36 protein-coding genes are annotated in these 21,787 nt (G+C 40.2%); 33 read left to right on the top strand and 3 right to left on the bottom strand.

Annotated elements, in window-relative coordinates:
- The first annotated feature begins 21 nt into the window (after positions 1–21).
- The 33 genes from rplB to rpsI all read left to right on the top strand — a co-directional run bounded on the left by rplB (position 22) and on the right by rpsI (position 18,413).
- Positions 22–852, top strand: coding sequence for a 50S ribosomal protein L2 (gene rplB, locus AC6HVZ_RS13200; protein ID WP_497558636.1), 831 nt, complete (start codon positions 22–24; stop codon positions 850–852).
- A gap of 57 nt (positions 853–909) precedes the next feature.
- The gene (gene rpsS, locus AC6HVZ_RS13195) at positions 910–1,188 is read left to right on the top strand and encodes a 30S ribosomal protein S19 (protein WP_497558635.1); all 279 of its coding nucleotides are present in this window, start codon (positions 910–912) and stop codon (positions 1,186–1,188) included.
- 18 nt (positions 1,189–1,206) lie between these two features.
- Positions 1,207–1,548, top strand: coding sequence for a 50S ribosomal protein L22 (gene rplV, locus AC6HVZ_RS13190; RefSeq protein ID WP_497558634.1), 342 nt, complete (start codon positions 1,207–1,209; stop codon positions 1,546–1,548).
- A gap of 3 nt (positions 1,549–1,551) precedes the next feature.
- Complete coding sequence (rpsC, locus tag AC6HVZ_RS13185) at positions 1,552–2,193, top strand: 30S ribosomal protein S3 (protein WP_497558633.1); 642 nt, start codon at positions 1,552–1,554, stop codon at positions 2,191–2,193.
- A gap of 18 nt (positions 2,194–2,211) precedes the next feature.
- Entirely contained in the window at positions 2,212–2,646 is a 435-nt protein-coding gene (gene rplP / locus AC6HVZ_RS13180) for a 50S ribosomal protein L16 (RefSeq protein ID WP_497558632.1), read from the top strand.
- The gene (gene rpmC / locus AC6HVZ_RS13175; protein ID WP_010095760.1) at positions 2,636–2,836 is read left to right on the top strand and encodes a 50S ribosomal protein L29; all 201 of its coding nucleotides are present in this window, start codon (positions 2,636–2,638) and stop codon (positions 2,834–2,836) included. The genes rplP and rpmC overlap by 11 nt, the downstream gene beginning before the upstream one ends.
- A 26-nt stretch (positions 2,837–2,862) precedes the next feature.
- Positions 2,863–3,126 (top strand): 30S ribosomal protein S17, encoded by a 264-nt coding sequence (gene rpsQ / locus AC6HVZ_RS13170; RefSeq protein WP_497558631.1) that lies wholly within the window; start codon positions 2,863–2,865, stop codon positions 3,124–3,126.
- A 42-nt stretch (positions 3,127–3,168) separates the two neighbouring features.
- Positions 3,169–3,537, top strand: a complete 369-nt coding sequence (rplN, locus tag AC6HVZ_RS13165) for a 50S ribosomal protein L14 (RefSeq protein WP_497558630.1) — start codon at positions 3,169–3,171, stop codon at positions 3,535–3,537.
- 37 nt (positions 3,538–3,574) lie between these two features.
- On the top strand, positions 3,575–3,886 hold the full coding sequence (gene rplX, locus AC6HVZ_RS13160) for a 50S ribosomal protein L24 (protein WP_497558629.1): 312 nt from the start codon (positions 3,575–3,577) through the stop codon (positions 3,884–3,886).
- A gap of 27 nt (positions 3,887–3,913) precedes the next feature.
- Positions 3,914–4,453, top strand: coding sequence for a 50S ribosomal protein L5 (gene rplE, locus AC6HVZ_RS13155; RefSeq protein WP_497558628.1), 540 nt, complete (start codon positions 3,914–3,916; stop codon positions 4,451–4,453).
- A gap of 31 nt (positions 4,454–4,484) precedes the next feature.
- Positions 4,485–4,670 (top strand): type Z 30S ribosomal protein S14, encoded by a 186-nt coding sequence (locus AC6HVZ_RS13150; RefSeq protein ID WP_497558627.1) that lies wholly within the window; start codon positions 4,485–4,487, stop codon positions 4,668–4,670.
- 29 nt (positions 4,671–4,699) lie between these two features.
- Complete coding sequence (gene rpsH, locus AC6HVZ_RS13145) at positions 4,700–5,098, top strand: 30S ribosomal protein S8 (protein ID WP_497558626.1); 399 nt, start codon at positions 4,700–4,702, stop codon at positions 5,096–5,098.
- A 30-nt stretch (positions 5,099–5,128) separates the two neighbouring features.
- A complete protein-coding gene (rplF, locus tag AC6HVZ_RS13140; protein WP_497558625.1) occupies positions 5,129–5,665 on the top strand; it encodes a 50S ribosomal protein L6 in 537 nt (178 codons plus the stop codon).
- 32 nt (positions 5,666–5,697) lie between these two features.
- On the top strand, positions 5,698–6,060 hold the full coding sequence (gene rplR / locus AC6HVZ_RS13135; protein WP_497558624.1) for a 50S ribosomal protein L18: 363 nt from the start codon (positions 5,698–5,700) through the stop codon (positions 6,058–6,060).
- A gap of 23 nt (positions 6,061–6,083) precedes the next feature.
- Entirely contained in the window at positions 6,084–6,584 is a 501-nt protein-coding gene (gene rpsE, locus AC6HVZ_RS13130; RefSeq protein ID WP_497558670.1) for a 30S ribosomal protein S5, read from the top strand.
- A gap of 12 nt (positions 6,585–6,596) precedes the next feature.
- Entirely contained in the window at positions 6,597–6,779 is a 183-nt protein-coding gene (gene rpmD / locus AC6HVZ_RS13125) for a 50S ribosomal protein L30 (protein WP_497558623.1), read from the top strand.
- Positions 6,780–6,810: 31 nt separating this feature from the next.
- Complete coding sequence (gene rplO, locus AC6HVZ_RS13120) at positions 6,811–7,251, top strand: 50S ribosomal protein L15 (RefSeq protein ID WP_497558622.1); 441 nt, start codon at positions 6,811–6,813, stop codon at positions 7,249–7,251.
- The gene (secY, locus tag AC6HVZ_RS13115) at positions 7,251–8,543 is read left to right on the top strand and encodes a preprotein translocase subunit SecY (RefSeq protein ID WP_497558621.1); all 1,293 of its coding nucleotides are present in this window, start codon (positions 7,251–7,253) and stop codon (positions 8,541–8,543) included. The genes rplO and secY overlap by 1 nt, the downstream gene beginning before the upstream one ends.
- 34 nt (positions 8,544–8,577) lie before the next feature.
- Complete coding sequence (locus tag AC6HVZ_RS13110) at positions 8,578–9,222, top strand: adenylate kinase (protein ID WP_497558620.1); 645 nt, start codon at positions 8,578–8,580, stop codon at positions 9,220–9,222.
- A gap of 186 nt (positions 9,223–9,408) precedes the next feature.
- Positions 9,409–9,744 carry a KOW motif-containing protein gene (locus AC6HVZ_RS13105; protein WP_497558619.1) on the top strand — a complete coding sequence of 112 codons (336 nt, stop codon included), beginning with the start codon at positions 9,409–9,411 and terminating at the stop codon, positions 9,742–9,744.
- Positions 9,722–9,940 carry a translation initiation factor IF-1 gene (gene infA, locus AC6HVZ_RS13100; protein WP_497558618.1) on the top strand — a complete coding sequence of 73 codons (219 nt, stop codon included), beginning with the start codon at positions 9,722–9,724 and terminating at the stop codon, positions 9,938–9,940. Before AC6HVZ_RS13105 ends, infA begins: the two co-directional genes overlap by 23 nt.
- 32 nt (positions 9,941–9,972) lie before the next feature.
- Positions 9,973–10,086, top strand: a complete 114-nt coding sequence (gene rpmJ, locus AC6HVZ_RS13095) for a 50S ribosomal protein L36 (RefSeq protein ID WP_497558617.1) — start codon at positions 9,973–9,975, stop codon at positions 10,084–10,086.
- Between the two features lie 106 nt (positions 10,087–10,192).
- Positions 10,193–10,558: a 30S ribosomal protein S13 gene (rpsM, locus tag AC6HVZ_RS13090; protein ID WP_497558616.1), complete on the top strand. Its 366-nt coding sequence runs from the start codon at positions 10,193–10,195 to the stop codon at positions 10,556–10,558.
- Between the two features lie 21 nt (positions 10,559–10,579).
- Positions 10,580–10,972, top strand: a complete 393-nt coding sequence (gene rpsK, locus AC6HVZ_RS13085; protein ID WP_497558615.1) for a 30S ribosomal protein S11 — start codon at positions 10,580–10,582, stop codon at positions 10,970–10,972.
- Positions 10,973–11,186: 214 nt separating this feature from the next.
- The gene (locus AC6HVZ_RS13080) at positions 11,187–12,131 is read left to right on the top strand and encodes a DNA-directed RNA polymerase subunit alpha (protein ID WP_497558614.1); all 945 of its coding nucleotides are present in this window, start codon (positions 11,187–11,189) and stop codon (positions 12,129–12,131) included.
- Between the two features lie 247 nt (positions 12,132–12,378).
- On the top strand, positions 12,379–12,732 hold the full coding sequence (gene rplQ, locus AC6HVZ_RS13075) for a 50S ribosomal protein L17 (protein WP_497558613.1): 354 nt from the start codon (positions 12,379–12,381) through the stop codon (positions 12,730–12,732).
- Positions 12,733–12,881: 149 nt separating this feature from the next.
- The gene (locus tag AC6HVZ_RS13070; protein WP_497558612.1) at positions 12,882–14,150 is read left to right on the top strand and encodes a hypothetical protein; all 1,269 of its coding nucleotides are present in this window, start codon (positions 12,882–12,884) and stop codon (positions 14,148–14,150) included.
- Positions 14,135–14,974 (top strand): energy-coupling factor ABC transporter ATP-binding protein, encoded by an 840-nt coding sequence (locus AC6HVZ_RS13065; protein ID WP_497558611.1) that lies wholly within the window; start codon positions 14,135–14,137, stop codon positions 14,972–14,974. The genes AC6HVZ_RS13070 and AC6HVZ_RS13065 overlap by 16 nt, the downstream gene beginning before the upstream one ends.
- Positions 14,950–15,819, top strand: a complete 870-nt coding sequence (locus AC6HVZ_RS13060) for an energy-coupling factor ABC transporter ATP-binding protein (RefSeq protein ID WP_497558610.1) — start codon at positions 14,950–14,952, stop codon at positions 15,817–15,819. The genes AC6HVZ_RS13065 and AC6HVZ_RS13060 overlap by 25 nt, the downstream gene beginning before the upstream one ends.
- Complete coding sequence (locus tag AC6HVZ_RS13055; RefSeq protein ID WP_497558609.1) at positions 15,816–16,616, top strand: energy-coupling factor transporter transmembrane component T family protein; 801 nt, start codon at positions 15,816–15,818, stop codon at positions 16,614–16,616. Before AC6HVZ_RS13060 ends, AC6HVZ_RS13055 begins: the two co-directional genes overlap by 4 nt.
- Before the next feature lie 22 nt (positions 16,617–16,638).
- Positions 16,639–17,391: a tRNA pseudouridine(38-40) synthase TruA gene (gene truA / locus AC6HVZ_RS13050; RefSeq protein ID WP_497558608.1), complete on the top strand. Its 753-nt coding sequence runs from the start codon at positions 16,639–16,641 to the stop codon at positions 17,389–17,391.
- A 171-nt stretch (positions 17,392–17,562) separates the two neighbouring features.
- A complete protein-coding gene (rplM, locus tag AC6HVZ_RS13045; RefSeq protein ID WP_497558607.1) occupies positions 17,563–18,000 on the top strand; it encodes a 50S ribosomal protein L13 in 438 nt (145 codons plus the stop codon).
- 20 nt (positions 18,001–18,020) lie between these two features.
- Positions 18,021–18,413 carry a 30S ribosomal protein S9 gene (gene rpsI / locus AC6HVZ_RS13040; RefSeq protein WP_497558606.1) on the top strand — a complete coding sequence of 131 codons (393 nt, stop codon included), beginning with the start codon at positions 18,021–18,023 and terminating at the stop codon, positions 18,411–18,413.
- 147 nt (positions 18,414–18,560) lie between these two features.
- Here the strand turns inward: rpsI and AC6HVZ_RS13035 are convergent, their stop codons facing one another.
- From AC6HVZ_RS13035 to AC6HVZ_RS13025, 3 genes are all read right to left on the bottom strand, one after another.
- Positions 18,561–19,583 carry a tyrosine-type recombinase/integrase gene (locus AC6HVZ_RS13035; protein ID WP_497558605.1) on the bottom strand — a complete coding sequence of 341 codons (1,023 nt, stop codon included), beginning with the start codon at positions 19,581–19,583 and terminating at the stop codon, positions 18,561–18,563.
- A gap of 112 nt (positions 19,584–19,695) precedes the next feature.
- Positions 19,696–20,001, bottom strand: coding sequence for a transposase (locus AC6HVZ_RS13030; RefSeq protein WP_497558604.1), 306 nt, complete (start codon positions 19,999–20,001; stop codon positions 19,696–19,698).
- Positions 20,002–20,036: 35 nt separating this feature from the next.
- Complete coding sequence (locus AC6HVZ_RS13025; protein ID WP_497558603.1) at positions 20,037–21,482, bottom strand: transposase; 1,446 nt, start codon at positions 21,480–21,482, stop codon at positions 20,037–20,039.
- Positions 21,483–21,787: the final 305 nt, after the last annotated feature.

Genomic DNA, 21,787 nt, shown 5'->3' with positions numbered 1-21,787 from the left:
TAAGTGAAGGAGGGAAACAAGATGGCGATTAAAAAGTTCAGACCAACTTCAAATGGTAGACGTAATATGTCTATATTGGACTTTTCTGAAATAACTACAGATACTCCGGAAAAATCATTGCTGAGCCCGTTGTACAAACGTGGCGGTCGTAATAATCAAGGAAAGTTAACTGTTCGTCATCAAGGCGGCGGTCATAAACGGCAATACCGTATTATTGACTTTAAACGTGACAAAGACGGTATACCAGGACGCGTTGCTACGATCGAATATGATCCAAACCGTACAGCTAATATTGCATTAGTACATTATGCTGATGGTGAAAAACGTTATATTTTAGCTCCAAAAGGACTTAAAGTAGGGCAACAAATTGAATCTGGTAAAAATGCGGATATCAAATTAGGTAATGCACTTCCACTAGCGAATATTCCTGTTGGGACTGTTATTCATAATGTTGAATTAAAGCCAGGTCGTGGAGGGCAACTTGCACGTTCAGCCGGTGCAGAAGCACAAATTCTTGGGCGTGAGGATAAATACGCACTCGTTCGTATGGCTTCAGGAGAAGTTCGATTAATTCTGATGACTTGCCGTGCCACTGTTGGTCAGGTTGGGAATATTGAAAATGAGCTTATTCGTGTTGGTAAAGCAGGACGTTCTCGCTGGTTAGGTAAACGACCAACTGTTCGTGGATCTGTTATGAACCCGAATGATCATCCACACGGTGGTGGTGAAGGTCGTGCACCAATCGGACGTAAATCACCAATGTCACCATGGGGTAAACCAACACTTGGTTACAAAACACGTCAGCGCAATAAGCCGTCTGATAAATATATCGTTCGTAAACGTAAAAAATAATAGAATTAGATGGCGGGGAATAACGCCCGTCTCTAAAGCCTGAAAGGAGGTTTATCCATGGGTCGTAGTTTGAAAAAAGGACCTTTTGCAGATGACCATCTATTGTCAAAAATCGAGAAACTAAATGAAACGGATAGGAAGCAAGTTGTGAAAACTTGGTCTCGTCGTTCAACCATTTTCCCTACATTTATCGGTCATACGGTTGCTGTATATGATGGACGTAAACACGTTCCAGTTTATATTACAGAAGACATGGTAGGACATAAATTAGGTGAATTTGCGCCAACACGTACGTTTAAAGGACATGCTGGCGATGATAAGAAAACAAAACGCTAATGAGAGGAGGCTACTCAAATGCAAGCAAAAGCCATTGCGAAATCGGTTCGTATTGCTCCTCGTAAAGTACGTTTAGTCATTGATCTGATTCGAGGAAAAAATGTTGGTGAAGCAGTTGCAATATTACGTCATACACAGCGCGGTGCGTCACCGGTTGTAGAGAAAGTTTTAAAATCTGCAGTCGCAAACGCAGAGCATAACTATGAAATGGATGCGGATAATCTGATCATTTCGGAAGCATTTGTAAATGAAGGTGCAACATTGAAACGTTTTCGTCCACGTGCACAAGGACGTGCAAGTAAAATTAATAAACGCACAAGCCACATTACGGTGGTTGTAACAGAAAAGAAGGAGGGATAGTCAGTGGGCCAAAAAGTAAATCCAACAGGTCTTCGCGTGGGTATCATTAAAGACTGGGAGTCAAAATGGTATGCAGGTAAAGATTATGCAGACTTACTACATGAAGATATTAAAATCAGAGAATATCTTGAAAACCGTTTAGCGATAGCTGCTGTTTCTTCTATTGAGATCGAACGTGCAGCAAATCGTGTAAACATAACAATTCATACTGGTAAACCAGGTATGGTAATTGGTAAAGGCGGTTCAGAAGTAGAAGCTCTACGTAAATCATTAAATAGCTTGACTGGCAAACGCGTTCACATTAATATCGTTGAAATCAAAAAAGTAGATCTTAACGCAAAATTAGTTGCTGATAATATTGCTCGTCAATTAGAAAATCGTATTTCATTCCGTCGTGCTCAGAAACAAGCAATTCAACGTGCGATGCGCGGTGGAGCAAAGGGAATTAAAACACAAGTATCCGGACGTCTTGGTGGAGCAGATATCGCCCGTGCGGAACATTATAGTGAAGGAACAGTGCCACTACACACATTACGTGCTGACATTGACTATGGTACAGCAGAAGCTGATACAACTTATGGTAAATTAGGTGTTAAAGTGTGGATCTACCGTGGAGAAGTCCTTCCAACTAAAACTAATAAATAAGGAAGGGGGCAATGTGTTATGTTAATGCCTAAACGTGTTAAATATCGTAGACAACATCGTGGTAAAATGAGAGGCCAAGCAAAAGGTGGAACTACAGTAGCTTTTGGTGAATTTGGTCTACAAGCAACGGAGGCTTCCTGGATTACAAGCCGTCAAATCGAGGCTGCTCGTATTGCAATGACTCGTTACATGAAACGTGGCGGTAAAGTTTGGATTAAAATTTTCCCAGACAAACCATACACTGCAAAACCCCTAGAAGTTCGAATGGGTTCCGGTAAAGGGGCACCAGAAGGATGGGTAGCAGTCGTGAAGCCAGGAAAAATTATGTTTGAAATCGCAGGTGTGGAAGAAGAAGTTGCCCGTGAAGCGTTGCGTCTTGCTTCTCATAAGCTGCCGATCAAAACTAAATTCGTAAAACGTGAAGAAATTGGTGGTGAAATCAATGAAGGCTAATGAAATCAGAGAACTAACCACTGCCGAAATTGAACAAAAAGTTAAATCATTGAAAGAAGAACTATTTAATTTACGCTTTCAACTTGCAACTGGTCAATTGGAAAACACAGCACGAATTCGTGAAGTAAGAAAAGCTATTGCTCGTATGAAAACTGTTGTACGTCAACGTGAACTTAGCGTAAATAACTAGTACTAAGAGAGGAGGTTAACCTCAAAATGACTGAGCGTAATAATCGTAAAGTATATACCGGCCGTGTTGTATCAGACAAAATGGATAAAACAATCACTGTTTTAGTTGAAACCCATAAATTTCACAAATTATACGGAAAACGTGTGAAGTACTCGAAAAAATTTAAAACACATGATGAAAATAATCGTGCTAAAACTGGTGATATTGTTCGTATTATGGAAACTCGTCCGCTATCAGCAACTAAACGTTTTCGTCTAGTTGAAGTCGTAGAAGAAGCGATAATCATATAATTAAAGTTTGCTAAGGAGTATCCGAAGGGAGGTCACAGTGTTATGATTCAACAGGAAACAAGATTAAAAGTTGCAGATAACTCTGGTGCTCGTGAAGTATTAACCATCAAAGTATTGGGTGGATCAGGACGTAAAACTGCTAACATTGGTGATGTAATTGTTTGTTCAGTCAAACAGGCTACACCAGGAGGCGTTGTCAAAAAAGGTGAAGTTGTTAAAGCTGTCATCGTACGTACAAAATCTGGTGCGCGCCGTAAAGATGGATCATATATTCGTTTTGATGAAAATGCAGCGGTAATTATCCGTGATGATAAAAGTCCAAGGGGAACTCGTATCTTCGGACCAGTCGCACGTGAGTTACGTGATGCAAAATTCATGAAAATCGTATCTCTAGCTCCAGAAGTCTTATAAGCGAAAGAATTGACAGTGTCAAGGAGGTGCGTCAAGCATGCATGTAAAAAAAGGTGATAAAGTCAAAGTATTATCCGGTAAAGACCGTGGTAAACAAGGTACTATTTTAGAAGCATATCCGAAAAAGGATCGCGTTCTTGTAGAAGGAATTAATATGATCCAAAAGCACGCAAAGCCTTCACAAGATAACCCACAAGGTGGAATTCTTAACCAAGAAGCGCCAATTCATGTTTCTAATGTAATGCCAATTGATCCTAAGTCCGGTGAGCCAACTCGTGTTGGATATGAAGAACGTGATGGAAAGAAAGTCCGCATCGCTAAAAAATCCGGTGAAGCATTAGATAAATAATTATTAGGCGAAAGGAGGGCAATCATGATGAATGAATTAAAACAAAAATATAAAGATGAAGTATCATCATCTTTAATGAATAAATTCAACTATAAATCTGTTATGCAAGTGCCAACAGTAGAAAAAATAGTCATTAATATGGGTGTTGGTGATGCAGTTCAGAATTCAAAGGCATTAGATGCTGCTGTTGAAGAACTTTCATTAATTTCCGGTCAAAAGCCACTGGTTACTCGTGCTAAAAAATCAATCGCTGGTTTCCGCCTTCGTGAAGGAATGCCAATCGGAGCAAAAGTAACACTTCGCGGTGAGCGTATGTACGAATTCCTTCAAAAGCTTATTGCGGTATCACTCCCACGTGTTCGTGATTTTCGTGGTATCTCCAAGAAAGCTTTCGATGGTCGTGGTAACTATACATTAGGTGTTAAAGAACAGCTGATTTTTCCGGAAGTTAACTATGATAAAGTAAATAAAGTGCGTGGGATGGATATTGTTATAGTAACAACATCCAACACTGATGAAGAGGCTCGTGAACTTCTAACTCAACTAGGCATGCCTTTCCAAAAATAAGCTTTTAGAGCTAACACAAGGAGGAAAAATTGTGGCTAAAAAATCAATGGTTGCGAAACAACAAGGAAAGCACAAGTATAAAGTTCAAGAATATACTCGTTGTGAACGTTGTGGTCGTCCGCATTCTGTAATTCGTAAATTTAAACTTTGCCGTATTTGTTTCCGTGAACTGGCCTATAAAGGTCAAATTCCTGGTGTCAAAAAAGCAAGCTGGTAAACCCCGATTCGGGAAGGAGGTAATGATTAATGGTTATGACAGATCCAATCGCAGATATGCTTACTCGCATTCGTAATGCTAACATGGTAAAACATGAGAAGTTAGAGCTTCCAGGTTCTAAAATGAAAAAAGAAATCGCTGATATCCTGAAACGTGAAGGTTTTGTTTCTGGTTATGAATTTATTGAAGATAACAAACAAGGTATTCTGCGTATTTTCCTTAAGTACGGTGCAGGTGAAGAACGAGTAATTACGGGTATCAAACGTATTAGTAAACCAGGACTGCGTGTTTATGCAAAAGCTGATGAAGTACCACGTGTGCTTAATGGCTTAGGTATTGCTATCGTATCAACATCAAAAGGTGTGTTATCTGATAAAGAAGCACGTTCTCAAGCTGTCGGTGGCGAAGTTCTAGCATATGTTTGGTAATTAACATTTTTTGATAAGGAGGTGCATGGAATGTCTCGTATAGGACTTAAGCCAATTGAAATTCCACAAGGTGTTGAAGTGAAACAAGACGGTAATACCGTTTCTGTTAAAGGACCTAAAGGTGAATTAGCTAGAGTTTTACACAGTGATATAAAAGTTAATATAGTGGATAATGTTATTACAGTTGAACGTCCGAGTGACCATAAAGAACATCGTGCATTGCACGGTACTACTCGTAGCCTGATTAATAATATGGTTGAAGGTGTAAGTAAAGGTTTCGAAAAATCCCTTGAAATTATTGGTGTCGGATATCGTGCACAGAAACAAGGAAATAAAGTTGTGGTTAACGCTGGTTACTCACATCCGATTGAAATCGATCCAATTGATGGCATCGAAATCGATGTTCCTAAAAACACTCAAGTAATTGTTAAAGGGATTGATAAAGAATTAGTTGGAGCAATTGCAGCAAACATTCGAGCAATTAGACCACCTGAACCGTACAAAGGTAAAGGTATTCGTTACGCTAACGAATATGTACGACGTAAAGAAGGTAAAACTGCTAAGTAAGATTAGTTAGGGAGCAGAAAGGAGTGACCTAGATGATCACAAAACCTGACAAAAATGTTACACGTAAAAGAAGACATGCACGCGTTCGTAAAAATCTTTTCGGAATTGCTGAACGTCCTCGTTTAAACGTGTACCGTTCAAATAAACACATTTATGTACAATTAATCGATGATAATAACGGAACTACAGTAGCAAGTGCTTCTACAAAAGATAATGAATACAGTGCTCAAAGTACGAATAATGTAGACGCAGCTAAAGAGGTTGGAGAATTGATCGCTAAACGTGCCCTGGATAAAGGTTATAAATCGGTTGTTTTCGATCGCGGAGGCTACCTTTATCATGGACGTGTCAAAGCATTGGCAGACGCTGCAAGAGAAGCAGGTCTTGAATTTTAAACGATAAAGGAGGGACATACATGATGACAAACATTGATCCAAACAAATTAGATCTTGAAGAACGTGTTGTTACGATCAACCGTGTTGCAAAAGTAGTTAAAGGTGGACGTCGATTCCGCTTTGCAGCTTTAGTTGTTGTGGGAGACAAAAATGGTCATGTGGGCTTTGGTACTGGTAAAGCTCAAGAAGTACCAGAAGCAATTAAAAAAGCAGTGGACGATGCGAAGAAAAACTTGATTACTGTACCAATTGTCGGAACTACAATTCCACATGAAATTCATGGTAGATTTGGTTCTGGTAATGTATTAATGAAACCTGCAGCAGAAGGTACCGGGGTTATCTCTGGTGGTCCTGTTCGTGCAATTCTTGAACTTGCTGGTGTTGGTGATATTTTAACAAAATCGCTAGGATCTAATACGCCAATCAATATGATTCGTGCGACATTAAACGGCTTAACAAACTTAAAGCGTGCAGAAGAAGTTGCGAAACTACGTGGAAAGTCTGTAGAAGAACTGTTAGGATAAGGAGGGAAAACTATGTCTAAAAAATTAGAAATCACCCTCACTAAGAGTGTTATCGGTGGAAAAGATGGGCAGCGCAAAACTGTTCAAGCATTAGGACTTAAGAAAATTCGTCAATCCGTAGTTCTTGAAGATACTCCTGCCATCCGTGGTATGGTTAATAAAGTATCTCATTTAATTTCGGTAAAAGAAGTTTAATAACACATTAGCGTAAAGAGGAGGTGCTCGAATGAAACTTCATGAATTGAAAGCATCGGAAGGAACTCGCAGAAAAAGAAATCGTGTAGGTCGCGGCATGTCTTCAGGTAACGGAAAGACTTCCGGAAGAGGACATAATGGCCAAAACTCACGTTCGGGTGGTGGTACACGTCCAGGCTTTGAAGGTGGTCAAATGCCATTATTCCAACGTCTGCCAAAGCGTGGATTCACCAATATTCATCGTAAAGAATTTGCTATTGTTAACTTAGATGCATTAAATCGTTTTGAAGACGGCACAGAAATTACACCTGAGCTATTACTTGAAGAAGGTGTCGTAAGTAAACTTAAAGCTGGTATTAAAGTGCTAGGTAAGGGTACTGTCGAAAAGAAACTAACAGTAAAAGCTCATAAGTTCTCTGCGTCAGCTATCGAAGCTATTGAGGCAGCGGGCGGTAAAACCGAGGTGATTTAATGTTCCGAACGATCTCCAATTTTATGCGCGTGGGTGATATTAGACGGAAAATAATCTTCACATTGTTAATGTTAGTTGTCTTCCGTCTAGGCACATTCATTCCAGTGCCTTATACAGATAAACAAGCAATTGATTTTATGAATCAGCAAAATGTCTTTGGTTTCCTAAATACATTTGGTGGAGGTGCACTCCAGAACTTTTCCATTTTTGCAATGGGAATTATGCCTTATATTACCGCATCAATTATTATGCAATTACTGCAAATGGATGTTGTCCCAAAATTCACCGAATGGAAAAAGCAAGGTGAGATGGGCCGTAAGAAATTAGCTCAAGTCACTCGTTATGGAACAATTGTACTTGCGTTTGTTCAAGCGATCGCAATGTCAATTGGATTTAATGCAATGGCGGGCGGTATGCTTATTGCTGATCCGGGTATTGATAAATTCCTTATCATTGCTATTGTATTAACAAGTGGAACAGCGTTTTTGATGTGGTTAGGTGAACAAATCACTGCAAATGGAGTGGGAAACGGGATTTCAATTCTTATTTTTGCAGGTATCGTTGCAGCAGTGCCAAATGGTGTCCAACAATTATACAGCCAGTATTTCATCAATCCTGGGGATGAATTGTTTATCAATATTGTTATTGTAACCATTATTGTATTGGTTGTTATTGCTGTAACTGTTGGAGTAATTTTTATCCAGCAGGCATTACGTAAAATACCGGTACAATATGCAAAAAAACTTGTAAATCGTTCTCCGGTAGGTGGACATTCTACACATTTACCGTTGAAAGTAAATGCTGCAGGTGTTATTCCAGTAATTTTTGCAATAGCATTTATTATTGCACCTAGTACGGTTGCTGGTTTCTTTGAAGGCAACAGTATCGCAGCAACAATCCAAAATATTTTTGATTATACGCAGCCGATTGGTATGGTTATATATGTGATATTAATTATTGCTTTCACGTATTTCTATACATTCGTTCAAGTTAACCCTGAACAAATGGCTGAGAATTTACAAAAACAAGGTGGATATATTCCAGGAATCCGACCTGGAAAAAATACAGAAACGTATCTTACACGTGTTATGTATCGATTAACATTTGTAGGTTCAATCTTTTTAGCAGCAGTTTCTGTACTACCTATTGTTCTAGGTGGTCTTGCAAATCTACCTCAAGCAATACAAATCGGCGGCACCAGTTTATTAATCGTTGTAGGTGTAGCATTACAAACAATGAAACAACTCGAAAGTCAGCTTGTAAAACGTCACTACAAAGGATTTATTAAATAGACTTTGCTGCTAGTGAGAAGCGAGGGGAAATTTGTTGAACTTGATATTAATGGGTATGCCTGGTGCTGGTAAAGGTACACAGGCTAAAGAAATAAATGAAAAATATAATATCCCACATATTTCAACAGGGGATATGTTCCGATTAGCAATTAAAGAAGGTACAGGGCTTGGAAGGAAAGCTAAGGAATATATGGATCAAGGTGAACTTGTTCCGGATGAAGTAACCATTGGAATTGTTAAAGAACGTTTGAGTAAAGCTGATTGTGCGGATGGATTTTTATTGGATGGTTTTCCAAGAACCATTGCGCAGGCTGAAGCTTTACAAGAGCTTTTAATAGACATGAAACAATCAATTGACTATGTATTGCATGTAGATGTACCGGAAGATAAACTAATGGAGCGTCTAACTGGTCGTAGAATATGTCCAACATGTGGAGCTACTTATCATGTTATGTATAATCCTCCTGAAAAAGAGGGTATATGTGATAATGATGCTTCCGAGTTAATTCAGCGTGATGACGATAAAGCTGAAACGGTTAAGAAACGTTTGGCGGTTAATATAGAACAAGTAAAACCGTTACTGGATTTTTATCAGGAGAAAGGATATCTTGTAACAGTGAATGGTGATCAGGCTATCGATCAAGTATTCAAGGATATTCAATCAAAAATTGAAAAATAAGTAATTTTACTGTATTTCACCGCACAGGATAGATACAATTCTAAGTGTTAAAAGTTATAATTAGTCGCAAGTTAATTTAGAAAAACGTGTATTGCTTCATATAAAGTGACACATGATTGGATTAGCTAGTAACCCTAAAGTTTCAATGAGCAATATAAACTATAGCCTAAGTGAAGGTGATCGTTGTTGAGCGAAGATGATTCTATTCCACTAATAGGTCAAGTTGTTCGTATAATGCAGGGACGCGAGGCAGGACAATATGCTGTAGTTATTAAAGTGGTTGATAATCGGTATGTCTTGTTAGCAGATGGGGAAAAACGTAAATATGATCGACCAAAGAAAAAGAATATACATCATATTGAACTTATGGATTCTATTTCTCCGGAAGTCCAAAACAGCCTTCTAGAAACTGGTCGTGTCACAAATGGTAAATTACGTTTTGCCATAGCAAAATATTCAAGTGAGGTTGTGACTGATTTGAAGAAGGGAGTAGGGCACGATGGCGAAAGACGATGTAATTGAAGTGGAAGGTACTGTAACCGAAACATTGCCGAATGCGATGTTTCATGTTGAGCTTGAAAATGGTCATACGGTCTTGGCACATGTATCTGGTAAAATCCGTATGCATTTCATCCGCATTCTACCGGGCGATAAAGTAACGGTTGAACTTTCTCCGTATGATTTAACTAGAGGACGAATTACGTATCGTTATAAATAAGGCGAGCTCCGATATAAAAGGAGGTAAAGATGATGAAAGTAAGAGCATCTGTAAAACCAATATGTGAAAAATGTAAAGTAATAAAACGCAAAGGCAGAGTAATGGTGATTTGCGAAAATCCAAAACACAAGCAAAAACAAGGCTAGAAACTTATGTCCTGCGTTTTAGAGATTAGAGCAAGTAGTCGGGTTGGAAGAAATCGGTGAAGTGAGCCGATATACAGATAGTAAAAACAGGAGGTGCAAAAGATTTATGGCACGTATTGCAGGTATAGATATTCCACGTGAAAAACGTGTAGTAATTTCATTAACTTATATTTATGGAATTGGAAAAGTTACCGCACAGAAAATCCTTAAAGAAGCAGGCGTCTCAGAAGATACTCGTGTACGCGACTTAACAGAAGACGAATTAAGTAATATCCGTAAAGCAATGGATGAATATACAATTGAAGGTGATCTTCGTCGTGAAGTATCACTTAATATTAAACGACTAATCGAAATTGGTTCGTACAGAGGAATGCGTCACCGCCGCGGGTTACCTGTTCGTGGACAAAAAACAAAAAATAATTCACGTACTCGTAAAGGACCACGTCGCGCAGTAGCTGGTAAGAAAAAGTAAGTGAAGGAGGTAAGCTAATCAATGGCACGTAAAACAACAAATACACGTAAGCGTCGTGTGAAAAAGAATATTGAGTCAGGTGTAGCACATATTCGTTCTACGTTTAACAATACAATTGTTACTATTACGGATACGCAGGGGAATGCAATCGGCTGGAGCTCTGCAGGTGCACTAGGCTTTAAAGGATCTCGTAAATCAACACCATTTGCTGCACAAATGGCTGCTGAAACAGCAGCTAAATCAGCAGTAGATAATGGCATGAAAAAATTGGAAGTAACAGTAAAAGGCCCTGGAGCTGGTCGTGAAGCAGCCATTCGTTCACTTCAAGCAGCAGGACTGGAAGTTACTGCAATTGTGGATGTAACACCAGTTCCTCATAATGGTTGTCGCCCACCAAAACGTCGTCGTGTTTAAATTTTCTGTATAGAATTTGTCACCCTGTCTATAATGGGTTATGATAGCTAAAAGTGTAAAGGCGTATAAACCTTTAATATAAGGCATCCAAGAGACAAGAAAGTACGAAACCAACACAGGTAGTGAAATGTGAGCCAACTGCCTATTTGAGGAATTTCGGTTAGGCAAAGATGTCTAGCCGGGGTTTCGACGTTTTAAAGGAGGGTTTTATTGGATGATCGAAATTGAAAAACCAAAAATTGAAACGGTAGAAATCAGCGAGAATGCTACTTTTGGAAAATTTGTAGTCGAACCGCTTGAACGTGGATATGGTACCACTCTAGGGAACTCCTTGCGTCGTATCCTATTATCCTCACTTCCAGGAGCTGCTGTTACATCGGTCCAAATCGAGGGAGCGCTACATGAATTTTCAACAATTGAAGGTGTTGTTGAAGATGTGACAACAATAGTTTTGAACCTGAAAAAACTGGCTCTAAAAATTTACTCTGACGAAGAGAAAACATTAGAGATTGATGTGCAGGAAGAAGGAAAAGTTACGGCTGCAGATCTAACTTACGATAGTGATGTAGAAGTGCTAAATCCAGATCTACCTATAGCTACACTAAATAGTAAAGGTAAATTGCATATGAAGATTACTGCAGAACGTGGTCGTGGCTATCGTCCAGCTGATGAAAATAATCATGATGACCGACCAATTGGTGTGATTCCAATTGATTCTATTTTCACTCCAGTTTCACGTGTTACCTATCAAGTAGAGAATACACGTGTAGGACAAGATGCGAACTTCGACAAATTAACTTTTGATGTTTGGACAGATGGAAGCATTCGACCTGAAGAAGCAGTTTCTTTAGGAGCTAAAGTCTTTACAGAGCATCTTAATATTTTTGTGGGTTTAACAGACGAAGCACAAAACGTAGAAATCATGGTAGAAAAAGAAGAAGATCAAAAAGAAAAAGTTATGGAAATGACTATTGAAGAACTTGATCTATCTGTTAGATCTTATAATTGCTTAAAACGTGCTGGTATTAATACAGTTCAAGAACTTGCAAATAAATCTGAAGAAGATATGATGAAAGTCCGTAATTTAGGTCGTAAATCCCTTGAAGAAGTTAAAGTTAAATTAACTGATCTAGGTTTAGGCTTACGTGACGACGACTGATCAATAGATATCTTTAGAGTTAGAACAAAAGTGCAAGCGCCTGTTCAACGGCGTATGGACTGACCTATGTAAGATAAAGGAAAGCCAAAAATGGTTTTTCTTTTGTGCTTGACTTATCGACAACATAGGGTGGAAGTTCACTAGACGTTAGGCGCTGGAGCAGGACATGGCCCTATGCAGTTGTTCAAATAAATAACCTCTAGTTTTAAATATTATTTCTAAACAACGAGAAAGGGAGGGATAGTCCATGGCTAGAAAACTTGGTCGTACAACAGACACTCGTATGGCACTACTTCGTAACCTTGCATCTGATTTAATCATTCATGAACGGATTGAAACAACAGAAGCAAAAGCGAAAGAACTTAAATCTGTAGTAGACAAAATGATTACGTTGGGCAAACGTGGTGATCTTCATGCACGTCGTCAAGCTGCAGCTTTTCTTTATAATCAAGAGGCAAATGAAAACGAAAGTGTTATTCAAAAACTTTTCGATGACGTTGCTGCACGCTACGATGATCGACAAGGCGGATATACACGTGTACTTAAATTAGGTGCTCGTCAAGGTGACGGAGCAAAAATGGCAATCATTGAACTAGTTTAATGAATTGGTACGCGTCAAGGGCAGGACTGAATCTCTCTCACGAGGTGAATCCAAGCCCTTTTTTTGTAGTATTAAAAGGCGAAGTCAACAGTTTAGAATCGGATGCATAAATAAGGTGGGGGGTAGCCGGGTGTTTTTTTGCGCTTGAATTGAAGTGTCCACTGTTTATGACGGCAGCTTCTAGGAGCTGTAGAGAGCGAGAATATCGCCCGGAGAAGCGTGGGTATCGCCCGGAGAGCGGGAATATCGCCCGGAGAGCGAGAATATCACCCGGAGAGCGGGAATATCGCCCGGAAGAGCGAAGGTATCGCCCGGAGGAGCGCGGGTATCGCCCGGAGAGCGTGAATATCACCCGGAGGAGCGCAGGTATCGCCCGGAGAGCGAGAATATCGCCGGGAGAGCGAGAATATCACCCGGAGAGCGAAGGTATCGCCCGGAGGAGCGTGGGTATCGCCCGGAGAGCGAGAATATCGCCCGGAGAGCGAGATTATCACCCGGAGAGCGAGAATATCACCCGGAAGAGCGCAGGTATCGCCCGGAGAGCGGGAATATCGCCCGGAAGAGCGCGGGTATCGCCCGGAGAGCGAGAATATCGCCGGGAGAGCGGGAATATCGCCCGGAAGAGCGCGGGTATCGCCCGGAGAGCGAGAATATCGCCGGGAGAGCGAGAATATCACCCGGAGAAGCGCGGGTATCGCCCGGAGAGCGAGAATATCACCCGGAGGAGCGCAGGTATCGCCCGGAGAGCGAGAATATCGCCCGGAGAGCGAGAATATCACCCGGAGAAGCGTGGGTATCGCCCGGAGAGCGGGAATATCGCCCGGAGAGCGGGAATATCGCCCGGAAGAGCGCGGGTATCGCCCGGAGAGCGGGAATATCGCCCGGAAGAGCGCAGGTATCGCCAGGAGAAGCGTGGGTATCGCCCGGAGGAGAGCGGGAATATCGCCGGGAGAAGCGGGGATATCGTCCGGAGAGCGTGGGTATCGCCCGGAGAGCGGGAATATCGCCCGGAGAGCGGGAATATCGCCCGGAGAGCGGGAATATCGCCCGGAGAGCGGGAATATCGCCCGGAGAAGCGAGAATATCGCCCGGAGAGCGAGAATATCGCCCGGAGGAGCGCGGGTATCGCCCGGAGAGCGAGAATATCACCCGGAGAGCGGGAATATCGCCCGGAGAAGCGCGGGTATCACCCGGAGAGCGAGAATATCGCCCGGAGAAGCGCAGGTATCGCCCGGAGAGCGAGAATATCACCCGGAGGAGCGCAGGTATCGCCCGGAGAGCGAGAATATCACCCGGAGGAGCGCAGGTATCGCCCGGAGAGCGAGAATATCGCCGGGAGAGCACCACCCGCTATACATAAATTAAAAAAATCCCAGGCAGTAGAGTTAGAGGAGGTATTCATATGCGAAGAAAGTTAATAGAGTTCAGAAATGTTTCGTTTCGATATGGAGATGAGGAACCCTGGGTGTTAAAAAATTGTTCTTTTCACGTATATGAAAAAGAATGGCTTGCTATTATTGGTCATAATGGCTCAGGTAAGTCAACTATTGCAAAGCTGATGAATGGATTATTATTCCCACAGGAAGGGGAAATTATCATTGATGGTCAGCAAGTGAACGAGGAGTCAATTTGGGGTATTCGTAAAGAAGTAGGGATGGTTTTTCAAAATCCGGATAATCAGTTTGTTGGAACAACGGTGCAGGATGATGTAGCGTTTGGTATGGAAAATCGTGGTATCCCAAGGGATGAAATGATTATGCGTATTAATGAAACCTTATCAGCTGTGGGAATGCAAGATTATCGTCTTACTGAACCGCATCGCCTTTCAGGTGGACAAAAGCAACGGGTGGCAATTGCTAGCGTATTAGCAATTTCTCCACAAGTGCTGATTTTAGATGAGGCAACAGCCATGTTGGATCCTAAAGGTCGTACAGAAATTATGCAAACTATTTCTGATGTACAGGAAAAAAATGAGCTATCATTAATTATAATCACACATGACTTACATGAGGTTGTTCAGGCAGATCGTGTAATCGTAATGAATGATGGTGAAATTTGGGATGAAGCACTACCTCGTGATATTTTTTCGAAAAAAGAAGCACTTAGGGAAATTGGCCTCGATGTCCCATTTGTTGCCACTTTGGCAGACGAATTAAAAGCTGCTGGTGTATCCATCTCAAAAGAGCCATTAAGTCATGAAGAATTATTGGAGGAACTATGGACATTACATTCAAGAACGTAAGCTATATATATCAGCGTAATACACCATTTGCACATAAAGCTGTGGATGATTTGTCATTTCATATTCCATCCGGTTCCTTTGTCGCAGTTATTGGTCATACAGGCTCAGGGAAGTCTACCCTTATTCAGCATTTAAATGGTCTTGCCATACCAAGTGAAGGCGAAGTAATGATTGGGGATTTCCGTTTAACACATGATGAGAAGCCAAAAAATATGAAAGAATTACGCAGTCGTGTTGGCGTCGTATTTCAATATCCGGAGCATCAATTATTTGAAGAAACCGTTGAAAAAGATATCGCATTTGGTCCTGAAAATTTTGGGGTATCCAAAAGTGAAATAAATGAACGGATCAAAAGAATCATACCAGCTGTAGGACTACCGGAAGACCTACTGGAACGTTCTCCATTTGAATTAAGTGGCGGCCAAATGAGAAGGGTTGCTATTGCTGGCGTGTTAGCAGTTAAACCTGAAGTTCTGGTGTTAGATGAGCCAACCGCAGGGCTTGACCCAAGAGGACAAAAAGAAATGATGGAAATGTTTCATACACTGCATAAAGAACAAGGTCTAACAACAATCCTTGTAACTCATAGCATGGAGGATGCAGTAAAATATGCTGACCATGTTATCATTTTAAATGAAGGGACCAAATATATGGAAGGAAATCCGGAAGTGGTTTTTACACAGAAGGAAGCACTTCATAAGGTGCAGCTTGATGTACCGGAAATGGTTCAGTTTTTAAACTTATTTGAAAAGAAATTTAATCAAAAGGTTCCCTTTAAACGGCAATCGGTTAAAGAAATAGCACAATCTATTCAGCATATCGTTGAGGGGGCTGGAAGGCCGTGAATAATTCATTGATTATTGGTCAATATGTCCCAGGAGAGTCAATTGTTCACCGATTGGATCCGCGGACAAAAATAACGATTATTTTCCTTTTCGTATTCATTGTATTTTTTGCAAATAATCTAGTGAGCTATACAATATTAACGGTTTTTGCTTTAGCCAGTATGTTTATTTCCCGTGTACCAATTCGCTTTATTCTAAAAGGCTTAACACCAGTATGGTTTTTAATTGTATTTACATTTATTTTGCACTTATTCGTAACGAAAGAGGGAACCTTAATTTTTGATTTATATATATTTGAATTTTACACTGGTGGTGTTGTCCAGGGGATTGCGATTTCGATGCGCTTTTTTCTGCTTATCCTTATGACCTCTCTTCTGACATTGACAACAACACCGATAGAGATTACGGATGCAATTGAGGATATGCTTCATCCTTTGAAAAAAATTAAATTCCCAGTACATGAGCTTGCACTAATGATGTCGATCTCACTTCGTTTTATACCAACACTTATGCAGGAAACGGAAAAGATATCAAAAGCACAAGCATCACGTGGAGTTGATTTTAAAACAGGCCCCATTAAAGAACGGGCAAAAGCTGTTGTACCTTTGTTAGTCCCACTGTTCGTCAGTGCATTTAAACGTGCCGAAGAGCTGGCGATGGCAATGGAGGCAAGAGGTTATCAAGGAGGCGAAGGACGTACGAAACTTCGTGAATTAAAAATAGAAAAACGTGATGTCGTTATTTATGTGGTGTTTGCATGTGTGATCGCTGGATTATTTTATACAAGAAATTATTAACTGAAAGAAAGGCTGGAGCAACATGAAAAAAATTAAATGTATTATTAGTTATGATGGTTCCGGTTTTTCTGGTTTCCAAATCCAGCCCAAGAAACGTACGGTTCAAGGGGAATTAGAAAAAGCATTAACAAAAATTCATAAAGGTACTCATGTGCGAATACAGGCCTCTGGACGCACGGACACAGGTGTTCACGCAAAAGGACAGGCGATTCATTTCGAGACGTCATTTGACATCCCTATGGCCAATTGGAAGCAAGCATTGAACACACTACTCCCTGATGATTTATTTGTACAGCAAGTTGCTTTTATGCCTGCTGCTTTCCATGCGCGTTATAATGTTGTGGAAAAGGAATATCGCTATTATGTATGGAATGAAAAAGAAGCCGATGTTTTTAAACGGAATTATACGTATCATTTTCCCTATGATGTGAAGATAGAAGCAATCCAGGAAGCATGCAAATATCTGGAAGGAACACATGACTTTACAACATTTTCCTCTGCTAAGGCTACCACGAAAGGCAGTAAGGAAAGAACACTCTACCTAGCAACATGTAAGAAGCGTGGTTCAGAATTAGAGTTTATTTTCCGAGGAAACGGCTTTTTATACAATATGGTGAGAATTATCGTTAGTGTATTATTAGATGTTGGGCAGGGGCGACGAAAGTCCACTGATATTATTAGATTATTGGATCAAAAGGATCGCCAGCTTGTTGGTGAAACCATTCCTCCTCAAGGGTTATATTTATGGCAAGTGAAGTATAAAGAGGATCAATAAATTATTTGTGCAAATAACACGCTTGCCCCTTGACAAATCCCGCTGTTTTGGTATATTATGATCTATGGCATTTTATTTCTTAAAAACCATGATTAGCCCCGGAATCTAATTATGTTGAATATAGGAATATCGAATTGAAAATGAATTAATGAATTTTGGAGGGAAATTATCATGCGCACAACTTTCATGGCAAATGAGAATAATATTGAACGCAAATGGCTTGTTGTGGATGCTGAAGGTAAGCGATTAGGTCGCTTAGCGAGTGAGGTTGCTGCCATCCTTCGTGGAAAGCACAAACCAACATACACACCACATGCTGATACTGGTGATCATGTAATCATCATTAACGCTGAAAAAATAGAACTTACTGGAAATAAAATCAATGACAAAATATACTACCGTCATTCAAACCACCCAGGTGGATTAAAAGAACGTAATGCAGCTGATATGCGTACAAAATATCCTGAACGCATGCTGGAGCTTGCTGTTAAAGGTATGCTTCCTAAAGGGCCATTAGGTCGTAAAATGGGTAGTAAATTACATGTGTTCAAAGGTTCAAACCACAATCATCAAGCACAAAAACCAGAAGTTTACGAGCTTCGTGGATAATTAAAAGGAGGTAAAATAAATTGGCACAAGTACAATATTACGGCACAGGTCGTCGTAAAAAATCAACTGCACGTGTACGCTTAGTACCTGGTACAGGAAATATAACAATAAATGGTCGTGATGCAAAAGCATATTTCCCATATGAAACACAACTTTTAATTTTGAACCAACCACTTGCTACTACTGAAACTCAAGGAACTTATGATGTTTTAGTAAACGTTCATGGTGGAGGATTTACTGGTCAAGCTGGTGCAATTCGTCATGGTATCGCTCGTGCACTTTTAGAAGCAGATCCAGAATATCGCACTCCTTTAAAACGCGAAGGATATCTGACTCGTGATCCTCGTATGACCGAACGTAAGAAATACGGTCTTAAAGGCGCGCGTAAAGCACCTCAATTCTCAAAACGTTAATAAATCAACAGTTAAAAATCCCTCAACCATCTGTGGTTGGGGGATTTTACTGTGTATGCGGTGCTTTAAAAACAGGGAAAAATTCACACGTAGCATACACGTAACATACAAGTAGCAGACAAATAATTTAAAGAAAAAGCAGCTTTCTTATAGCTTGTCAATTGCCATAAGAAGCTGCTTGATATCTTTATGCGTATAAACTTTATCAGTGATATCTTTAGCTGCGTGACCCATGATCCGTTTGATTGATAGTTTATTTGCATCAGCATTATCCATAAGGGTTGCGAAGGTATGTCTGCAATCGTGTGGTCTATGATTCAATTCTAGTTGTTGCATAATCTTCTTGAATTTCTCATGATAATAAACATAATAACTCAGTTTGTTTCCCTCAAAGTTTGTAATCAGATATTCATTATTGGGATCCATACGATTTTCAATTAATTTATGGACTTTTTTATGAATAGGTATGACCCTATTCGTCCCAGCTTCCGTTTTGAAGCCACCCCGAAAATACCTTTCATCTAATTGAATACTTTTATTTTTTACTTCCACAAGTTCCCCAGGGCGCAAACCAGTGTAAATCATAATTAAAACAGAATCAATGTCATTGAAGCGGTCGATGTTTTCCCACAGAATATTAATCTCATCCAAAGTAAATGGTTTTCTGGAATTCTTTGTATCATTTTTTGGAAGCTCAACAAATCTAGCATAATCTTTATGTGTTAAATCGTTTTCTAAAGCATGTTTATACATTTGATTAAATAATACTTTTATTTTTTTCTTTGTACCCCATGATTTATCACAGTTATCAATCACAGATTGCAGGTGAGCTTTCCTGACTTCATTAAATTTCATATCGTGTAAAGGTTCTGATCTTCTAAAAGCCATTTCATAGCCAAGTTGATTTGACTTTGAAATTTTAGGGAAACGTTCTTTTATTAAGCGTTCATATACTTCTTTAAATGTGAGCTTGCCAGCTGATAAATCATATGGGTTATTATTGTAATCAGCTAATGCTACCATTGCCTCTCTTCTACTTTTATAATATCCTAGATACTCCCGTCTTTGTTTCCCTTCGTCACTCCATCCAGTAGTGACTATGACTGCGAATGGTTTTCTTCGTTTACCGGATAATTTGCATACGGAGCCGTATCCATTTGGATTTTTCAATTTCCTTACCACCTTTCATATCAGCAGGATAGACATATGGGAATATATGTTCTATATATGTGTTAAAAAAAAGAATGCAATATTTGCAGGCTCTTTCTCAAATAGGATGATATCACCCGGTAGGTTCTACTTGCCCGATGAATTCACCTGCCTTTAGCACATTATAGGCGTTTATCAGTTCCATACCAGCTCGTCCGCCACTTCTTCGATACTTCATTTTAATGCGACTATTCATCCCCTCAAGTGGTCCATTACTAATGTCTTTATGTATCAAACTGTTTTTGACGGCCTCATAATCACCAAGCAGCCCATTTGCATATTGCGCGAATGGAGCCATTTCAGAGTCCTTGTATTTATCAATAAATGAATCCAAATCAACTATACTAGCATTATCAAAAACTTTATAGCAATCGCTCAAAAAACTCACACAATCCGTAATTACCGGGTACAAGGCTACTGTTTTTTCAAAAAGTTGTTTTTTTTTGCCCCATTTTCCTTGTTTTCTGATGGAGTACGATCACAATCATGATGATTTTCTTGATCACCATAAATCAGTTCTTTTGCTTTGTTGCTTAATGACGAATTGTCTTCAGTTTGACTCTTTTGTGGAGCGTTTTCTTTCTCCTTTTCATCCTTTTTCGGGCGACTTTCGGACGCTTTCTTAAGCACTTGTTTATAAATCGAATCGCGCGAAACCTTTTCCAATTTTATTTCAGGGGGTTGTGGGGTGGCATCCTTTCTGATTTCCTCTGGCGTTTCTTTGCGGAGCTTAAGGATATACTGATAAATAGCATTTTTGCTCCCATTGAATCCTTGTGCTTGAATGATGGGATGTATCGTTCTGTGGTTTCCCCCTTTTTTTAATTCTGCAATCACTGTTTCTTTATAGGGGGCAACGATGGAGTCGCCAGAAGGATGGGCTTTTGGCTTAAGTGTTTTTATTTCACGCTTGAGCAACATATCCTCATGCCGAATAATGGCTTCGTTGGCTTGATTAACCTCTGACTCTATCTTCTTCTCAACATAGTCCAATGTACTCACTGCAGTTCTACGTAATTGTCGTACCTTTGCGAGGGATATATTCAAAGCATCGGCGATATCAGCAGTTTTAACACCTTGACCGGCCAATTCTAGTATCTTTAATGTGTGCCTGTATTTTCTGGCTTTTGATTCTGTCAACTTGGCCAGTCTGATCCGCTCTTCAACCTTTTCATCAGGCACATAGAAATTTGGTCTGTGAGAAACCATGCTCTCCCTTTGTGTGGCTTGGATCCAGCCGTCCCCTTCGCGAATAAATATAGTGGCTGGAATAGATGACATTAAAATTTCTTTGACGGCCTCTTGGGCATTTTTGATCAAGTGAAAGCGATCCGCCACCTGCGTTTTTCCGCATTCCGCTCCTGCAGAAGAATACGCGCTTGCTCGATCTCTACTAAAAAACGGTGCAGAAGGAAACATCTCAATGGCTTTTTTAGCAGCTTTTTTAGTCGTGCCACGTATGATGATTAAGACCTTATGAGTTTCTGCATCCAATAACACCGTACATCCAGTTGACTTATCCCCTTTGCGAAGATTGATGTCATCAATGGCCAAAACCTTGACATCGTCCCGATTAATATTCGATTCAATTTGCTTGGCAGATGCGACTTTTAAATATCTTGCAATGGAGTCATTACTCACTACAGCTCCCTCTCTTTTGAGTGAATCTTCCGCAGGTTTGCATCCGCTTTCCAATGACCGTTCTACACAGTGTCTTTTGAAACGGATAGTTTTTCGTGCGTTTTCTTCAGCAAACCCATCTAAGCGTTCCACAAAGCGGGTATGATCGCATTTGGGGTTGTCACAAAAATATTTCTTACTACGCACCACATGATAGACGGCCAATCCATCCTGTGGCATGTCTTGTAATGGCTTTTCAAACTATCAGATAGCTTTTCTACAAGCAAGGCACAGGTTGTATTTTTCAAAACGCCTCCGCTGAAAAATCTCCACCTTTTTCTCCTTGCTTTTCGAAATGTTGACGGTATTTGAAAGTTGCCAAGTCAACTATACTCAAAACGGAATGAAATAAATTGACTTGTCTTTTTCTAGTTTACCGTCAAAACCACTAGAGCTTTCGTTCGAGATTACTGCCTTTAATGATAGTTCGTAACGTTACATTTGTGGTGTTTGGTCACCACACTACCAGCCAATATCACTAACTC

The sequence above is a fragment of the Oceanobacillus sp. NCCP-135 genome (assembly GCF_059698015.1).
Note: the sequence above shows the minus strand (reverse complement) of the source record. Positions and strands in the feature narration are given on the sequence as shown.